Below are 15,618 nucleotides of genomic sequence, written 5' to 3'. Positions count from 1 at the left end.
TCGATCTTCTCGGCCGACGAGCCGGAACCACAGCCCGGCGTCCGCACCGGCCAGATCTACGGTTCCGACGTCGAGATCCGAAGTCAGCCTGAAGACCGCGGCCTATCCGACATCGGGCTCCGGCCTCAAGGTCGCCGCCGGCATGTCGCTCGACGAGGTCGAGGAAAACGTCCGCTCCAACGGATCCGTCCTCACCGACGGCGTCTCGCAGGTCGCGGCCCTCTACTATGTCGATCCGCAGCGCTTTTCGGCCGACGACAACGACGTCGATCTGGCATCCGGCCTCACGGCGCGCGTGCTCGAGCAGAACATGACGGTCTCGGCGCCGGAATCGATCACGCCGCAGACCGAGGAATTCGCCGACGACATCGTGCCGGTTCGCGAGGATATGCCGATCGTCAAGGCGATGATGGATCCGGGCTATCCCGAGCCGCAGGCAAAGGGCCTTTCCACGTACCTGTCGCCGATGCTCGGTTCGGAGAACCTGTCGAAAGGCGACGTGCTGCGCATCGGTATCCTGCAGAAGGGCGAGCAGGCGAAGATCATCCGCGCCAGCGTCTATCGCGGCTCCAGGCATGTCGTCACCGTTTCGCTCGACGACAAGGATCACTATGTCGCCGGCAGCGAACCGCCGAGACTCGACGCGGTCGCGACCGCTTTCGACGACAGCGCCATGACCGCGCCGTCGAACCAGAACCTGCCGCGCGTCTATGACGGCATTTATCGCGCCGCGCTGTCCTATGGCATGACCAAGGACATGACGGGGCTGATCATCAAGCTTCTCGCCAGCAGCGTCGATTTTCAGGCGGAGCTGCGCCCGACCGATACGCTGGAGGCCTTCTTCTCGGTGGCCGATGCCAGCGGCCAGGCGACCGACCAGTCCGAACTGCTCTATGTCAACGCCCGCTTCGGCGACACCCAGACGCGCTTCTACCGCTTCCAGGATCCCGACGACGGCACGGTCGATTATTTCGACCAGGACGGCAAGAGCATTCGCCAGTTCCTGCTGCGCAATCCGGTCCCGAATGGCAGCTTCCGCTCCGGCTTCGGCATGCGCCGCCACCCGATCCTGGGCTTTGCCCGCATGCATACCGGCGTCGACTGGGCAGCCCCGCGCGGCACGCCGATCATCGCCGTCGGCAACGGCACGGTGGAAAAGGCCGGCTGGGACAGTGGCGGCTACGGCAACCAGACGATCGTGCGCCACGCCAACGGCTACGAATCCTCCTACAACCACCAGAACGCCATCGCCAAGGGCGTGGTCGCGGGTTCCAAGGTGCGCCAGGGCCAGGTGATCGGCTGGGTCGGCACGACCGGCGAATCGACCGGTCCGCACCTGCATTACGAGATGATCGTCAATGGCACCAAGGTCGACCCGCTGCGCGTGCGCCTGCCCGGCGGCAAATCGCTCGCCGGCCCGACGCTCGTCAAGTTCGAGGACGAGCGCAAGCGGATTGATACGCTGTTGGGTAACCAGCCGTCGCCGCAGGTGGCGAGCAAGTAGTTTTCGCCTCGGCCTCCAGAGAGCTGTGTCTAAAGGCCCCTCCCCAACCCCTCCCCACAAGGGGGAGGGGCTAACTCGTGGCATTCGACCTGCCCCATTCTGGCGCCCGCGGCTGTTGATAGGTTGCTGTTCAAGCAAAGCATCGCGCCCTGCAAGCCCCTCCCCCTTGTGGGGAGGGGTTGGGGAGGGGTTTTGACGCAAAGCGATCACCCTACCCAACACAAAAACGGCAGCCGAAGCCGCCGTTTTCTTGTCTCACACGCCAGTCCGCTTACGCCGCTTCGCTGACACCGGCGTTCTTCGTCCGAAACAGCAGCCGATCCGTCCCGCCGGTGATCTTCACCGTCGAACCGTCGGGCACCTGCCCGCCGAGGATCTGCTCGGCCAGCGGGTCCTGGACGTACTTCTGGATCACCCGCTTCAGCGGCCGCGCTCCGTAAACAGGATCGTAGCCCTTGTTGGCGAGCCAGTGCGTGGCCTCGTCGTCGAGCTCGATCGTGATCTTGCGCTCGGCCAAAAGCTTCACCAGCCGCTGCAGCTGGATGTCGACGATCGCGCCCATCTCGTCCCGCTTCAGGCGGTGGAAGAGGATGATCTCGTCGATGCGGTTCAGGAACTCCGGCCGGAAGTGGCCGCGCACCATCTCCATCACCTGCTCGCGCACCAGATCGCTGTCGTCGCCATCCTTCAGCTGCGTCAGATATTCGGCGCCGAGGTTCGACGTCATGATGATCATCGTGTTGCGGAAGTCGACGGTGCGGCCCTGACCATCGGTCAGGCGGCCGTCGTCGAGCACCTGCAGCAGCACGTTGAAGACATCGGGATGCGCCTTTTCGATCTCGTCGAACAGCACGACCTGATAGGGCCGGCGACGCACCGCTTCCGTCAGCGAACCGCCTTCCTCATAGCCGACATAGCCGGGAGGAGCGCCGATCATCCGGGCCACGGAGTGCTTCTCCATGTACTCGGACATGTCCATGCGCACCATCGCCGTCTCGTCGTCGAAGAGGAAGCGGGCCAATGCCTTGGTAAGCTCCGTCTTGCCGACGCCGGTCGGGCCGAGGAAGATGAACGAGCCGAGCGGCCGGTTCGGATCCTGCAGGCCGGCGCGCGCGCGGCGCACCGCCCGCGACACGGCCTGAACCGCGTCACCCTGGCCGATCACCGACTTCGCCAGCTCGTCTTCCATCCGCAGCAGCTTCTCGCGGTCGCCTTCCAGCATCTTCTCGACCGGAATGCCGGTCCAGCGGGAGACGACATGCGCGATGTTGTCGGGGGTCACGACCTCCTGCACCATGGCGCTGCGATCATTGTCCTGCGCTTCGGCTTCCGAAAGCTTCTTTTCAAGCTCCGGAATGACGCCGTAGGTCAGCTCGCCGGCACGCTGGAATTCGCCCTTGCGCTGCGCGATCGCCAGATCGTTGCGGGCATCGTCGAGCTCCTTCTTCAGGTCGGCGGCCAGGCCGAGCTTCTGCTTTTCCGCCTGCCAGCGGGCCGTCAGCGCGTCCGCGCTCTCTTCCAGATCGGTGAGCTCGGTCTCGAGCCGCACCAGACGATCAGCGGAAGCAACGTCCGTTTCCTTCTTCAGCGCTTCGCGCTCGATCTTCAGCTGCATGATACGGCGATCGAGTTCGTCGAGCTCTTCGGGCTTGGAATCGACCTGCATGCGCAGGCGCGCCGCCGCCTCGTCCATCAGGTCGATCGCCTTATCGGGGAGAAAGCGGTCGGTGATGTAGCGGTTCGACAACGTGGCGGCCGCCACAAGCGACGAATCCGAGATGCGGACCTTGTGGTGCTGCTCGTACTTCTCCTTCAGGCCGCGCAGGATAGAGATCGTGTCCTCGACCGTCGGCTCTTCGACGACGATCGGCTGGAAACGACGGGCGAGCGCCGGGTCCTTCTCGACATGCTTGCGATATTCGTCGAGCGTGGTCGCGCCGACGCAATGCAGCTCGCCGCGCGCAAGCGCCGGCTTCAGAAGGTTGGAGGCATCCATAGCGCCATCACCCTTGCCGGCACCGACGAGCGTATGCATCTCGTCGATGAACAGGATGATCTCGCCGTTTTCGGCCTGCACCTCGTTGAGCACGCTCTTCAGGCGCTCTTCGAATTCGCCGCGATATTTCGCGCCGGCAATCAGCGCGCCCATGTCGAGCGCCATCAGCTTCTTGTCCTTGAGGCTTTCCGGCACATCACCATTGACGATGCGCAGCGCCAGGCCTTCGGCGATCGCCGTCTTGCCGACGCCGGGTTCACCGATGAGAACGGGGTTGTTCTTGGTGCGGCGCGAGAGCACCTGGATGGTGCGGCGGATTTCGTCGTCGCGGCCGATCACGGGATCGAGCCGGCCATCGCGGGCTTCCGCCGTCAGGTCGCGGGCGAATTTCTTCAGCGCGTCGAAGCCCTGTTCGGCATTGGCGCTATCGGCCGTGCGGCCCTTGCGGATGTCGTTGATGACCTGGTTGAGCGTCACCGCCGTCACGCCGGCATTCTTCAGCGTGATCGCGGTGGACGATTCCATCGCCAGCGCCTGCAACAGACGCTCGACCGTGACGAAGCTGTCGCCGGCCTTCTTCGATGCCTCCTCGGCGGTCGAGAGAACCTTGGCGAGCGGTGCGGCGAGATAGATCTGGCCGTTGCCGCCGGAGACCTTCGGCAGCTTGGCAAGGGCGGCATCATTGGCAAGGCGGGCGGCCTTGGCGTCGCCGCCGGCGCGCTCGATGAGGGACGCGGCCATGCCCTGGTCGTCGTCGAGCAGCACTTTCAGCACATGCTCGGGCGAGAACTGCTGGTGACCCTGGGCCAGCGCATAAGTCTGCGCCGACTGGATGAAACCGCGCACCCGCTCGGAGTATTTTTCGATATTCATGAATGGACCTCCTTGAATCGCCCTGCCCTCATAAGGCACAGGCCGATGACTGAGATTGAGCTCCCTCAAGAGGCGAGCTGATGTCTCCCCGCCGGCGGTCGAAACCGAGGCGAAGAACTTGCTCAGGATATGGTGGGAAGCCGCGAGAGTTTAAAGAGGTGGCGCGCCCAAAAAACCACGCTTGCGAGCAAGCCGCAGCCGGCCGGCGGGCAACCACCGAGGGGCCGAAACGAGATCGCCCCGCCGGAGGACTGCTCGGGCGGGGCGGGATCGGATTGTATCAAATGGCGCTTACGCGGCGACCAGATCGTCGGTCTCGTTTTCCTTGAACATCTTGGCGAGGTTCAGGAAGCAGATCATGCCGTTTTCGGAAGCGATGATGCCTTCGCAGAAGGCGCGGTCGAAGGATGCGGTGACCTCGGGAACCGGCTGCACCTGGCTCGACGAAATCGTCAGGATGTCGGAGACCCGGTCGACCAGCATGCCGATGACCATGTTGTGGACTTCGGCGACGACGATGGCGCTGCGCTCGTTGGCGACGGTGCTCTTCATGCCGAGCTTGAAGGCGAGGTCGATGATCGGAATGACCGAGCCGCGCAGGTTCATGACGCCGATGACGTCGGCCGGCGAATGCGGGATCGGCGTCGAAGGCGCCCAGCCGCGGATTTCGCGGATGGTCGTCGTCTTCACGCAGAATTCCTGATCGTGGAGGCGGAAGGCAATGATCTCAAGCGTATCGCCACTGAAGCTCGGAGAATTGATCGTCGTCATTAAAATTGTCCCAACTGTCGAAAGCCAGGGCAGAAGCAACAACGCCACCATTGGCGCCGATGCACTTTGCCTTCAAGCCGCCAGTTCTCTCGAAATCGAGAGTAACGTCACGGTTAATGCGGGACATTAATGAAAGAGTGTTTCCCAAATCTAAACCGGCGGGCAGGATTTTTTGCCCGCTTGAAACAGGCGCGGATCGTCCAGCAGGATCGCGTCCGGCCCGATTGCCGCGATCCGCGAAAGCCCGTCCTGATCCACCTCCCCAACAGGAAAAGGCGGATATTCCGGAAGCGCGACCGACCGGGGCTGGCCGACCATCACGGCAAGCCGCAGATTGGCGCGACGAACAGCGGCAACGATCTCCTCCGTCGCCCAGCCCTGCCAGAGCCGGTACCATCTTGCGCCAGCGGCCGCGGCCTGCTCGACAAGATCGGGACTGTCGAGAAACGCCAGGATGTCGATCTCAGGCGTGCGCGATCGGGCCGCGCGTATCAGCGGCAGACTTCTGAGGCCGAGCAGTACGCGCCGCGCCGCGCCCGAACGCACGATGTCCTCCATCACCCGTACCAGGGCGGCTTCATCGGCAAGCTTGAAATCCAGCAAGAGGCCGAGCTTGCCGGAAGCGGCAACGACGTCCCGCAGCGTCATGACCTCGGGCAAGAGCTGGCGCAGCACCGGCAGGTCGAGATCGGCCACGTGACGCGGATCGCCGCAAAGCCGGCTCAGATCCGCATCGTGGACGCAGACGAGAACACCGTCGCGCGTCTGGCGTACATCGGTTTCGATTGCATGCGCGCCCTCGGCCTCGGCGGCGCTAAGAGCCGCGAGCGTGTTTTCAGCCGCCAGCGCGGCGCCACCGCGATGGGCGACGACAAGCGGCCTAGCGGACGGCCCGCCGATGGCCTGTCGCCATGGATCGTGCATCTGGGCTCCGTGAGTGAACAGCATGGTGTCGGCACGTTGCCCGCGCCGCGAGGAGACCGCAAGCCTCAGACGATGGTCTTCTCGATCTGCTCCACAGCCCACTCCACCTGATCCTTGGTGATCACGAGCGGCGGCGCCAGGCGGATGGTGTTTTCGTGGGTGTCCTTGGCGAGAAGGCCGAGGTCCTTGAGCGCGTAGCAATATTGCCGCGCGCCGCCGGCTTCCGGCACCAGCTCGATCGCCATCATCAACCCGCGCCCGCGCACCTCCTTCACGATGTTCGAGCGGATCGACCGCAGACCTTCGAGGAAATAGTCGCCCATGCGCTCGGCATTGCCGATCATGTCTTCTTCCGTCAGCACCTTCAGCGCTGCGCGCGCCACGGCGCAGGCAAGCGGATTGCCGCCGAAGGTAGAGCCGTGCTGGCCGGGCTTCAGCACGCCCAGCACCTCGGAATTCGAAAGCACCGCCGAAACCGGATAGAAGCCGCCCGAAAGCGCCTTGCCGATCAGCGTCACGTCTGCCTCGATGCCTTCATGCTCCTCGGCCAGCAGCTTGCCGGTGCGCCCGAGCCCGGTCTGAATCTCGTCGAGGATGAGCGTCACCTTGTTGTCGGTGCAGAGCTGGCGCACTTTTCTGAAATAGCCCGGCTGAGGGATGATGACGCCCGCCTCGCCCTGGATCGGCTCGATCAGCGCTGCCACCGTGTTCTCGTTGATCGCCGCCGCGAAAGCTTCCGCGTCCCCGAAGGGAACGGTGCGGAAGCCCGGCGTATAGGGGCCAAAGCCTGAGCGCGCATCCGGATCGGTGGAGAAGCTGATGATGCTCAGCGTCCGGCCGTGGAAATTGTCGGCGCAGACGATGATCTCGGCCTTGCCCTCCGGCACGCCCTTCACCTCATATCCCCATTTGCGCACAGCCTTGATCGCCGTCTCGACAGCCTCCGCGCCGGAGTTCATCGGCAGGATCTTGTGCGATCCAGTCAGCGCCGCGAGCTCCTCGTAGAGATGCGCCAGCTGGTCGTTGCGGAAAGCGCGCGAGGTCAGCGTCAGCTTGCCCGCCTGCTCGACCATGGCGGCGAGGATCTTCGGGTGGCAGTGCCCCTGGTTGACGGCCGAATAGGCCGACAGGCAATCGAGATAGCGCTTGCCATCCGTATCCCAGACGTAAACGCCCTCGCCGCGCGTCAGGACCACGTCCAGCGGCTTGTAGTTATGGGCGCCAAGGCGCTGCTCGGTATCGATCAATCTGGCTAAAGTGCTCATGGTCGTCCCCTTTGTTTGTTATGCGGCGCGGGTCGGGCGGTCGAAGATGCGGCGGCCGAACAGGCTTGCCGTCAGCTCGACGAGAACGCGGGCGCTCTTGCCGCGATCGTCGAGAAACGGGTTCAGTTCGACCAGATCGAGAGAGGAGACGAGCCCGCTGTCGCAGAGCATCTCCATGATCAGATGCGCCTCGCGGAAGGTCGCTCCGCCGGGCACCGTCGTGCCGACGCCGGGCGCGACGTCAGGATCGAGGAAATCGACGTCGAGGCTGACATGAAACAGCGCGTTCGCCGCTTCGACCTTGGCGAGAATGTCGCGCATGATCGCCGCCACCCCCTGCTCGTCGATCGAGCGCATGTCGAAGACGTTGACGCCGTGCTCCTTGATCAACTCGCGCTCGGGCGCATCGACCGAGCGTATGCCGACCTGGAAGACATTCTTCGGATCGACCAGCGGCCGGTCGCGCGGCAGGATGTCGGAGAGATCGGCCTGGCCGCAATAATAGGCGACGGGCATGCCGTGAATATTGCCCGACGGCGATGTCTCCGGCGTGTTGAAATCGGAATGCGCGTCGAGCCAGAGCACGAAAAGCGGCCGCTTCTGCTTGGCGGCATAGCGCGCCATGCCCGATACCGTGCCCATGGACAGGCTGTGGTCGCCGCCGAGAATGAGCGGGAAACGGCCGGCATCGGCGATCTCGTAAACGCCGGCTTCGAGCGCCCGCGTGAATGCGCCGACGGTGCGCAGATTATGCGCCTTCGGATTGGTCGGCAGGTCGCGGGCCGGCACGATCTGCACGTCTCCGGCATCAGCGACATCATGGCCGAGATCGATCAAGGCCCGGTCGACACCGGCGATTCTCAGCGCCGTCGGCCCCATAGCGGCCCCCCTGCGGCCGGAGCCCTCTTCCAAAGGCGCACCGATAAGGGTGACCGATCGCGACTGTGCCTGCATTTGTCTCTCCTGCTCACTGCTTCGATTGAATATCCGACATCGCCACGGCGACAAAAAGATGAAAAAGTGCCAGTTTCACAGCATGAATTGACAGTTTGCCAAGTCCAGCCATACAAAGTGATATATGGATGATCTCGATCAGGAACTGCTGAGCGCCCTGCGCCACAATGCCCGCGCGCCCGTCTCGTCGCTTGCCGCCATGACCGGCGCCTCGCGGGCCACCGTCGCCGCGCGCATCGACAGACTGGTCGCCAACGGCACCATCGCCGCCTTCACCATCCGCACCGGCCACGAAACCCGCGCCGCCGGCGTGCGCGCCATCGTCATGATCGAGGTGCTCGGCAAGCTCGCCGACAAGGTCGCCGACCAACTGCGCGGCCTGCCGCAGGTGCGCGCGCTCCACAGCACCAACGGCAAATGGGATTTCATCGCCGAACTCGAAGACCGTGACCTCGTCTCCTTCGACGAAACGCTGCGCCGCATAAGACTGATCGACGGCATCAACACGACCGAAACGAACATACTGCTGAAGACGAGGAAGACCAGCTTTTAAGGCCTCCTAGCCGGCTGAAAGCGATGGATTGGTTCCTCAATTCTAAGCCGCGCGCGCACTGTTTGCTTTGAGATACAACCAAGCCAGGTATTCTTCGTACAGCGATCATAATCCACTGGAGGAAATGATGATGAACGACGAGCAGGAAAGTTCACCTTTCGATGGCCCTCAAATGCAGGGAACTCGTTACGAGCGTGCTGACATGTCAGGCGCCAGCTTCGATGGCGTAGATCTCACAGACGCACGATTTTATGCTGTTTTGACGAACGCGAAGTTCATCGACACCAATCTGTGCCAAGCGGCTTTTGACGATGTGAACCTGGCAGGGGCGCGCTTTGATAACGTCAATCTGTCCGGCGCCGCTGTCACGAATGCAAACCTGTCGCGGCTGACCATAAGTGGTGTCACATTGGCGGATTCGAACATCGACGATGCCGATTTGACCGGGATGAGGATCAATGGAGTTCTCGTAACCGATCTATTCAAGGCATATGAACATATGAAGGGCTGAGGGTCGGCTCGTACGTCGGCAATGTGAATCCGTTCGGCTTGCGGCGTGCGCGGCGCGCACCCGCTGCGGAAATTCTCGATCGTTCCGCCGGTGTCGCCCCCATCAATACTCCTTCTCGTACACCACGCCCGCTTCCCCCGCGCCATTGGCGCCTGCCGCCCCGCGCAGTTTCACGCCGCGCCCGACATCGAGGTTGATGATCGCCTTGGCGCCGTCCTTGGTGTTCTGCTGCAGCTCGATATAGGTGCGCTCGTTGAGATAGCGGCCGACGCCGACATTGGTCTGGCCGTTGGCATCGGTGCTGATATCGAAGTCGTCGACCCCGAGCTGGTTGCGCAATCCCTGGAAAAGCGAGGTCGAGCGGCCGCCCGCGAGCTGGCTGACGGCGTCGGCGAGCTGGGCGATCTGCAGCGCCGACAGCTTCGACATCGACTGCCCGAAGATCAGCTGTGCCAGCACCTCGTCCTGCGGCAGCGCGGGTGAAGAGGAGAAGGTGATGGCGGGATCGGTCGCCAGCCCCGCCACATCGACGGTGAGCGTCGTCGTTCCCGACGTCGAGGTCGCCGCCATCTGCAGCGCCGGCGTCAGATCGCCGGCAAAGGTGATCCGGCTCTTGTCGGAGAAGTCGAGCCGGCGGTTGAGGATGGTGAGGCGCCCGCGCCGCATGGTGAAGCCGCCGGAAACGACAGGCACCGACGCCGTGCCCCGGATGGTCACACTGCCGCCGAGCTCGGCGTCGATTCCGCGTCCGCGCACGAAGATCTGCGAGGGCGCATCGAGCTGGATGTCGAGATTGAGCGTGCTCGATTTACCCCTTGCGCCTTCCTGCGTCGTGTCGCGCAGCTGGGCGAGAACCGCCTTCGGCGCGTTCTTGTGGCGGATATCGATCTCGCGCAGCGAAGTCGGAAGTTTTTCAGGAACGGTGATCGAGGCCTTTTCGAGCCTGAGCTTGCCGTTCAGCGTCGGATTGGCGGTGAGCGGCCCGCGCAGGCCGATCGTGCCATCGACCGTGGCGACCACGAGCGTACCGTCGACATAGACGGCCTTGTTGAGCGTCACATCGATATTGGCGGGGAAGTTCGCCGCCGGCTGAATGCCGACATCGCCGGTCACCGCGATGTTGCCGCCGCTCGCAAGCTGCCCGGTCAGACGCGAGATCACCGCGCGCTGCCCGTCGAAGCGGATATCGGCGGTCAGGCTGTTGATCTCCAGATTGCGCCGGACGTCGATGACCTTGGCGCCGCTGGTGGCGACCGTTCCGTTGATCACGGGCGCACTCGCCGTGCCGCCGACCTGCAGATTGAAATTGGCGTTGCCTTCGGCGACGAAGCCTTGCGCGGCGAGCTGCGCGCCGAGAACGGCAAAGGGAAGGTTGCCGGAAAAGCGCATGTCGAGCACCCGGTTGCCGGAGATGGCGAGGTTGCCGCCACCCTTCAACGACAGGCCGGCATCCCCGGTGACGGTGGTGTCGATGGTGAGCCGGCCGGAGGCGAGCTTGCCGTTGGCGCCGATCGCAAGCGGCGAGACGCCCGCACCCCGGGTCTGGCTGGTCGCCGCATTGCGCCAGTCGAGCTTGAAGTCGACATCGGGCATCGGCAGCTTGCCGGAGGCGTTGACCGTGCCAGAAATATTGCCCTCGGCTGCAAGTCCCGGAACGAAGGCGTTGGCCAGTCCCGCCGGGAGGTTCGATATGTCGGCCTTCACGGCGAGCGATTGCGCGTTGGCGCCCGCGACCACGAAATTGCCCGCCGCCTTCAGCGCCACGTTGTTGCCGGTGAGATTGGTGGTGAAGTCGAGCTTGTTGTCGGCAAGCTTGCCGCTGGCATTGGCCGACAGCGCGCCGACGCCGGAGGCCCGCGTCTGCGTTGTCGCCGCGTTCCTCCAGTCGAGGTTGAAGTCGATGACAGGATTGGCAGGCGTCCCCGAGGTCTTCGCCCGGCCCGAAATCGTGCCCTCGGCGCCGAGACCGGGTACGAAGCCGTTGGCAAGGCTCGCCGGCAGATCGGTGATATCGGCATCGACGGAAAGCCCCTGGATATTGGCGCCGGTGAGTGCCGCCGTCCCCTTGGCCTGCAGCAATGTCTTGCTGTTGCTGGCCAGATTGGCGTCGAAATTGATCTTGTTGTCGGCGAACTTGCCCGTCGCATCGAGGCTCAGCGCCGAAAGGTTGGCGCTCTTGGTCTGCCGCGTCGTCGCGTTCGCCCAGTTGAGCTTGAAATCGACCGATGGCAGCGGCAACGCGCCGGAAACCTTGGCCGTCCCCGAGATCATGCCGCCGGCATCGAGATTGGGAACGAAGCTGCTGACAAGTGCTGCCGGCAGATTGTTGAGCGTCGCATCGGCCTCGATCGTCGTCGGCCGCGTCCCCTCGATCCCGACCTTGCCGGTGGCCGCGAGCGCCGCGCCGGCCTGCCCGTCCAGCTTCGTCGTGAAATCGAGCGCCTTATCCTGGAGCGTCCCTTTCAGCGTCAGCGCCATGGCGGGCAGCTTCGCCGCCTTCGTCTGGCTGGTCGCGACATCGGTCCATGCGAGATCGAAACTGGCCTTCGGTTGCTGTAGCGTGCCGGATGCCGAAGCCGTGCCGGAAATCGTGCCGCTGGCGCCAAGGCCATCGACGAAGCCATTGGCGAGACCGGCCGGAACCGCGCTCACCGTGGCATCGACCTTGAGATCGCCGATCGCCGAATTCTGAAGCTTGAGATTACCCGCCGCCTTCACCGACATGCCGCCGGTGGCCGAAACATTGCTGTCGAAGGTCAGCGTATTGTCCGCGAACGTCCCGCTAACGGAGGCGCCGACACCGGAAAGGCCCGCCGCCTTGATCTGGCTGGTCGAGGCGTTCTTCCAGTCCAGCCGGAACTGAGCTGCCGGCATCGGCAGCTTGCCGGACACCCCGAAGCTTCCCGATATCATGCCCTGGGCGGCGAGATCGGGCACGAAGGCGTTGGCAAGGACCGCCGGAATATTGGCGAGCGTGCCGTTTACCTTCAGCGTCTGCGCTTCATTGCTGGTAACGACGAAGCTGCCATCCGCCTTGATGGCAAACCCGCCGCTGCCGCCGGCATTCGCATTGAAATTGAGGACGTTGTTTTCCAGCTTGCCGCTTGCCGTCAGCCCGAGCGAGGAGAGCTTGGCGACCTTGGTCTGGCTGGTGGCCGCGTTCTTCCAGTTCAGCCGGAAATCGAGCGCCGGCGCGGGAAGCTTGCCCGAAGCGGTGACGTTGCCGGTGATGGCGCCTTCGGCATCGAGACCGGCAACGAAGGCATTGGCCAGCCCCGCCGGAATGTTGACGATATCGGCCTCGACCTGCAGCGCTTGCGCGTTCTGCCCCGAGGTCACGAAATTGCCGGCGGCCTTCATCGAAACGCCGCCCTTGCCGCTCAACTCCGTCTTGAAATCGAGCTTGTTGTCCGCGAACGTGCCGTTGGCGCCGATCGCAAGCGCGGAAAGCCCGGCGCCCTTCGTCTGGCTGGTCGCGGCGTTCTTCCAATCGAGCGTGAATTCGGCCACCGGCGCCGCAGGCGTTCCGGACACAGCGACCTTGCCCGATATCGCGCCCGTGGCATCGAGATCGGGCACGAAGCTGTTGGCAAGGCTCGCCGGCAGTTGCTTGACCACGCCGTTGATGGCGAGTGCTTGCCCGACCGAGCCGGTCACGTTGATCGCGCCCTCGCCGGTCTTGATCTCGAGCCCATCGAGCGTCACCGTGCCATCAGTGATCGCCAATTGCGACGGCGCGGCGAGATCGACGGCGATGCCGCGCGGCTTGGCCGAGAAGCGATCGAGCTGAACCAGCGTCGTGCCGGCATTCGTCTCGACACCGCCGCCCGCCACCAGCGGCTGGTCGTCGTAATAGCCGTCGAGGCTGAAATTCGTCCGGTTCCCGAGCTGCGTGAAATTCACGGCCAGGCTGTCGATCTTGTTGACGCCGGATGCGACTTCGTCGGCCTTGATCGATCCGGTCGCCGCGAAGGCCTTGAGATCGGTGACGGTGACGTCGACATTGGGGCTGACGATCGCGAAATTGCCCTGCTTCACGCCGCCGCCCGTCGCCGCGACCTTCAGGCCGATCCTGCCGGCATCGTTGCTGATGTCTACCGCCCCCTTGAGATCGCCTTCAGCCTTCTGCCCGGCCAGCGCCGCAATCAGGCTCAGATCGGGCAGGTCGAATGTCAGCGCGCCTGATGGTGCGAAGCTCTCGGATAGAGCAACGCGACCGCTCAGGCTGTTGTTGCCGACATTGGCCTTGATCGACGGCAGCGTCGTCTGCCCGTCTTGCGACAGCACGTCGGTGCTGATGTCGATCGCCTGGCCATCGATCTTGCCGGTCGCCCTCACCTGCGCCTTGGGCGCTTTCGGATCGGCGGTCGCGGTGAGCGCCACATCGAGATCCGTGAGCCCTCGCCCGGCCATGTCGATGGCCGGTGCCTTGAGATCGGCCGAGAGCGCGAGCGCGGAGAGATCGCCGCCGGCCTTCAGCGTGTAGTTCACCTCGCCGGAGGCGGTGTCGAGCAGCGGCTTGATATCGGGAACACGGCCGGCAAGCGTCGCATTCAGCGTCGTGCCGTCGAGGACCACATTGCCCGTGGCGACGGTAAGGTCCGACTTGATGCCGAGGTTCGACAGATTGATCTTGTCGGGAATGATCCCCGCCACTTGGCCCTCGATCGTCACGGGCGTCTTGAACCGCGCCGCGACGGCGGGCGGCATCGCCGGTGGCTCGACGGTCAGCTTGGCGTTACCGGTCAGCGAATTGTCGGTGAGCTGATACGCGCCGTTGAGGCTGGCGTTGGCGGACGCGCTCTCGATCGTCGCGCCGTTGAAGCCGATGGTGGCCGGCGAGATCTGGAGCGGCAGGACGATCGTCACCGGCCCCTGAACCGCCCGGTTGATATCGGGATTGGCGAAGGTCATCTCGCCGGCGACGAGGCGGATCTGCACGGCGCCGGAGCGGCCGCTGAGATTGAAGTTGTCGCTCTTGGCCGTAAGCTTCACATTGCCGATCGTCGCCTGTGGCAGCACGGCGGTGTCGAGCGAGGCGCTGACGTTCAGCCGCGACGCCTTGGCGTCACCCGTCAGCGCCAGATTGACGCCGGATATCATGAAGCGCGCTTCGCCCTGCGCCAGCGGCCAGCGGAAATCGACCGGACCGGATGTCCCGAGCACATTCGCGTTCAGGCTGTTCTTGCCCTTCGATCCAGCGTGCCGGAGGCCGCGATGACGACGGCGCCGGTCGCCACGTTGCCGGTCTGGATATCGATCTTGCCGGCATTGTCGAAGTTCGCGGCCAGATCGATGTTCGTCTGGCCGGCGAAAAGCGGCCGGAACGCCGCCGGCATGAGAGAACTCAGGTCGCCGCCGCCCTTGATCTCGACATTGTGCAGCAGTTGGTCCTGCGTCAGCGTATGGCGCGCGTCGATCGCGGCGCGCTGCTGGCCATCGAGGGAGGCCTGCAGCTTGGCGCGCCAGTCGGCGATCGGCCCGTCGCCATTGAGACTGATCTCGACAGCCGGGTTGTTCGGCAAGGCCAGCACGCCGGCGAGCAGTCCGCCCTTGGGTTCGTTGAGCTTGGCCTTGACCGTCAGCTGGCTGTTGTCAGGCAGGAAGGCGACGTCGGCGGTAAGCTTTGCATCCGGAACATCCTGGCGGTTGACCGTGATATTGGCATCGCCGCCGTTCGAATCGGCACGCACGCTGCCATCGGCCGACAGCGTGAAGGCGCGCCCGATCAGCGGTTGCGACAGGCTGATCTTCGGCAGGGAAACCTGATCGATGACGATCTTGAGAGGAAGCGAGAAGCCCCCGCCATCGCCGCCTTCCGTCTCCGGCCGCGACGGCAATGTGCGAACCGGCTTACGCAGGACGCGGATGGCGTCAGCCTCGACGCGCGTCGCCTGGAAGCGCCCGGCGAAGAGCGCCAGCGGATTCCAGTTGATCGACAGGCCGTCTATGTCGGCGAACGTGCCGCGTGTATCCGACAGCACGATGCGCGTGGCGCCGAAACCGCCGGTCAGCAGGCCCTGCGGGTCGAGCACGCGGACGGTCATGTCGCGGTTGGAGATGGTCGAGGTCACCTTGTCCACGAGAATGCGGGCGCCGAAGCCGGTGAAGCCGAAGATCGCGATGGCCACGGCAAGCAGGACCAGAGCCACGCCGGCGCCATAGCCGAGCAGTCGCACAATCCACCTGGAGATATTCGTCAGCGTAAGCATGGACCCGGTTACTATCCCGTTTTCTGCACGGCTATCGCAACCTCGCTGCGAGCCT

At 64.1% G+C, this 15,618-nt stretch carries 7 protein-coding genes and 2 pseudogenes (1 of these 9 running past the window's edge); 3 read left to right on the top strand and 6 right to left on the bottom strand.

The annotated features are described in order from the left end of the window. Positions 1-1,504, top strand: a pseudogene (locus P3R82_RS27785) (M23 family metallopeptidase); it begins 438 nt to the left of the window's first position. A gap of 271 nt (positions 1,505-1,775) precedes the next feature. On the opposite strand, the gene clpB reads toward P3R82_RS27785, so the two are convergent. From clpB to rocF, 5 genes are all read right to left on the bottom strand, one after another. Beyond that, entirely contained in the window at positions 1,776-4,373 is a 2,598-nt protein-coding gene (gene clpB, locus P3R82_RS27780) for an ATP-dependent chaperone ClpB (RefSeq protein WP_283196090.1), read from the bottom strand. 291 nt (positions 4,374-4,664) lie between these two features. Beyond that, complete coding sequence (locus P3R82_RS27775; RefSeq protein ID WP_018901593.1) at positions 4,665-5,144, bottom strand: chemotaxis protein CheW; 480 nt, start codon at positions 5,142-5,144, stop codon at positions 4,665-4,667. 150 nt (positions 5,145-5,294) lie between these two features. Then, positions 5,295-6,068 (bottom strand): glycerophosphodiester phosphodiesterase, encoded by a 774-nt coding sequence (locus tag P3R82_RS27770; RefSeq protein ID WP_283196089.1) that lies wholly within the window; start codon positions 6,066-6,068, stop codon positions 5,295-5,297. Positions 6,069-6,133: 65 nt separating this feature from the next. Further along, positions 6,134-7,333: an ornithine--oxo-acid transaminase gene (rocD, locus tag P3R82_RS27765; protein ID WP_283196088.1), complete on the bottom strand. Its 1,200-nt coding sequence runs from the start codon at positions 7,331-7,333 to the stop codon at positions 6,134-6,136. An 18-nt stretch (positions 7,334-7,351) separates the two neighbouring features. Next, the gene (rocF, locus tag P3R82_RS27760) at positions 7,352-8,287 is read right to left on the bottom strand and encodes an arginase (protein ID WP_283196087.1); all 936 of its coding nucleotides are present in this window, start codon (positions 8,285-8,287) and stop codon (positions 7,352-7,354) included. 124 nt (positions 8,288-8,411) lie between these two features. Between rocF and P3R82_RS27755 the strand changes: the two genes are divergently transcribed. Continuing rightward, a complete protein-coding gene (locus P3R82_RS27755; RefSeq protein WP_018901590.1) occupies positions 8,412-8,840 on the top strand; it encodes an Lrp/AsnC family transcriptional regulator in 429 nt (142 codons plus the stop codon). 130 nt (positions 8,841-8,970) lie between these two features. Then, complete coding sequence (locus P3R82_RS27750) at positions 8,971-9,351, top strand: pentapeptide repeat-containing protein (protein ID WP_183901688.1); 381 nt, start codon at positions 8,971-8,973, stop codon at positions 9,349-9,351. A 102-nt stretch (positions 9,352-9,453) separates the two neighbouring features. Here the strand turns inward: P3R82_RS27750 and P3R82_RS27745 are convergent. Next, a pseudogene (locus P3R82_RS27745) lies at positions 9,454-15,563 on the bottom strand (translocation/assembly module TamB domain-containing protein). Positions 15,564-15,618 lie beyond the last annotated feature (55 nt).

The organism is Rhizobium sp. AN80A (assembly GCF_030053015.1).
Taxonomy (GTDB): Bacteria; Pseudomonadota; Alphaproteobacteria; order Rhizobiales; family Rhizobiaceae; genus Rhizobium; species Rhizobium metallidurans.
The sequence above is the reverse complement of the archived record's forward strand: the minus strand, read 5'-3'. Positions and strand labels throughout refer to the sequence as shown.

What these genes read in the sequence shown, in the direction of transcription:
- P3R82_RS27755 (WP_018901590.1), top strand. Translation starts at nt 8,412, where the DNA reads ATGGATGATCTCGATCAGGAACTGCTGAGCGCCCTGCGCCACAATGCC.
- clpB (WP_283196090.1), bottom strand. Translation starts at nt 4,373, where the DNA reads ATGAATATCGAAAAATACTCCGAGCGGGTGCGCGGTTTCATCCAGTCG.
- P3R82_RS27750 (WP_183901688.1), top strand. Translation starts at nt 8,971, where the DNA reads ATGAACGACGAGCAGGAAAGTTCACCTTTCGATGGCCCTCAAATGCAG.
- P3R82_RS27770 (WP_283196089.1), bottom strand. Translation starts at nt 6,068, where the DNA reads ATGCACGATCCATGGCGACAGGCCATCGGCGGGCCGTCCGCTAGGCCG.
- rocD (WP_283196088.1), bottom strand. Translation starts at nt 7,333, where the DNA reads ATGAGCACTTTAGCCAGATTGATCGATACCGAGCAGCGCCTTGGCGCC.
- P3R82_RS27775 (WP_018901593.1), bottom strand. Translation starts at nt 5,144, where the DNA reads ATGACGACGATCAATTCTCCGAGCTTCAGTGGCGATACGCTTGAGATC.
- rocF (WP_283196087.1), bottom strand. Translation starts at nt 8,287, where the DNA reads ATGCAGGCACAGTCGCGATCGGTCACCCTTATCGGTGCGCCTTTGGAA.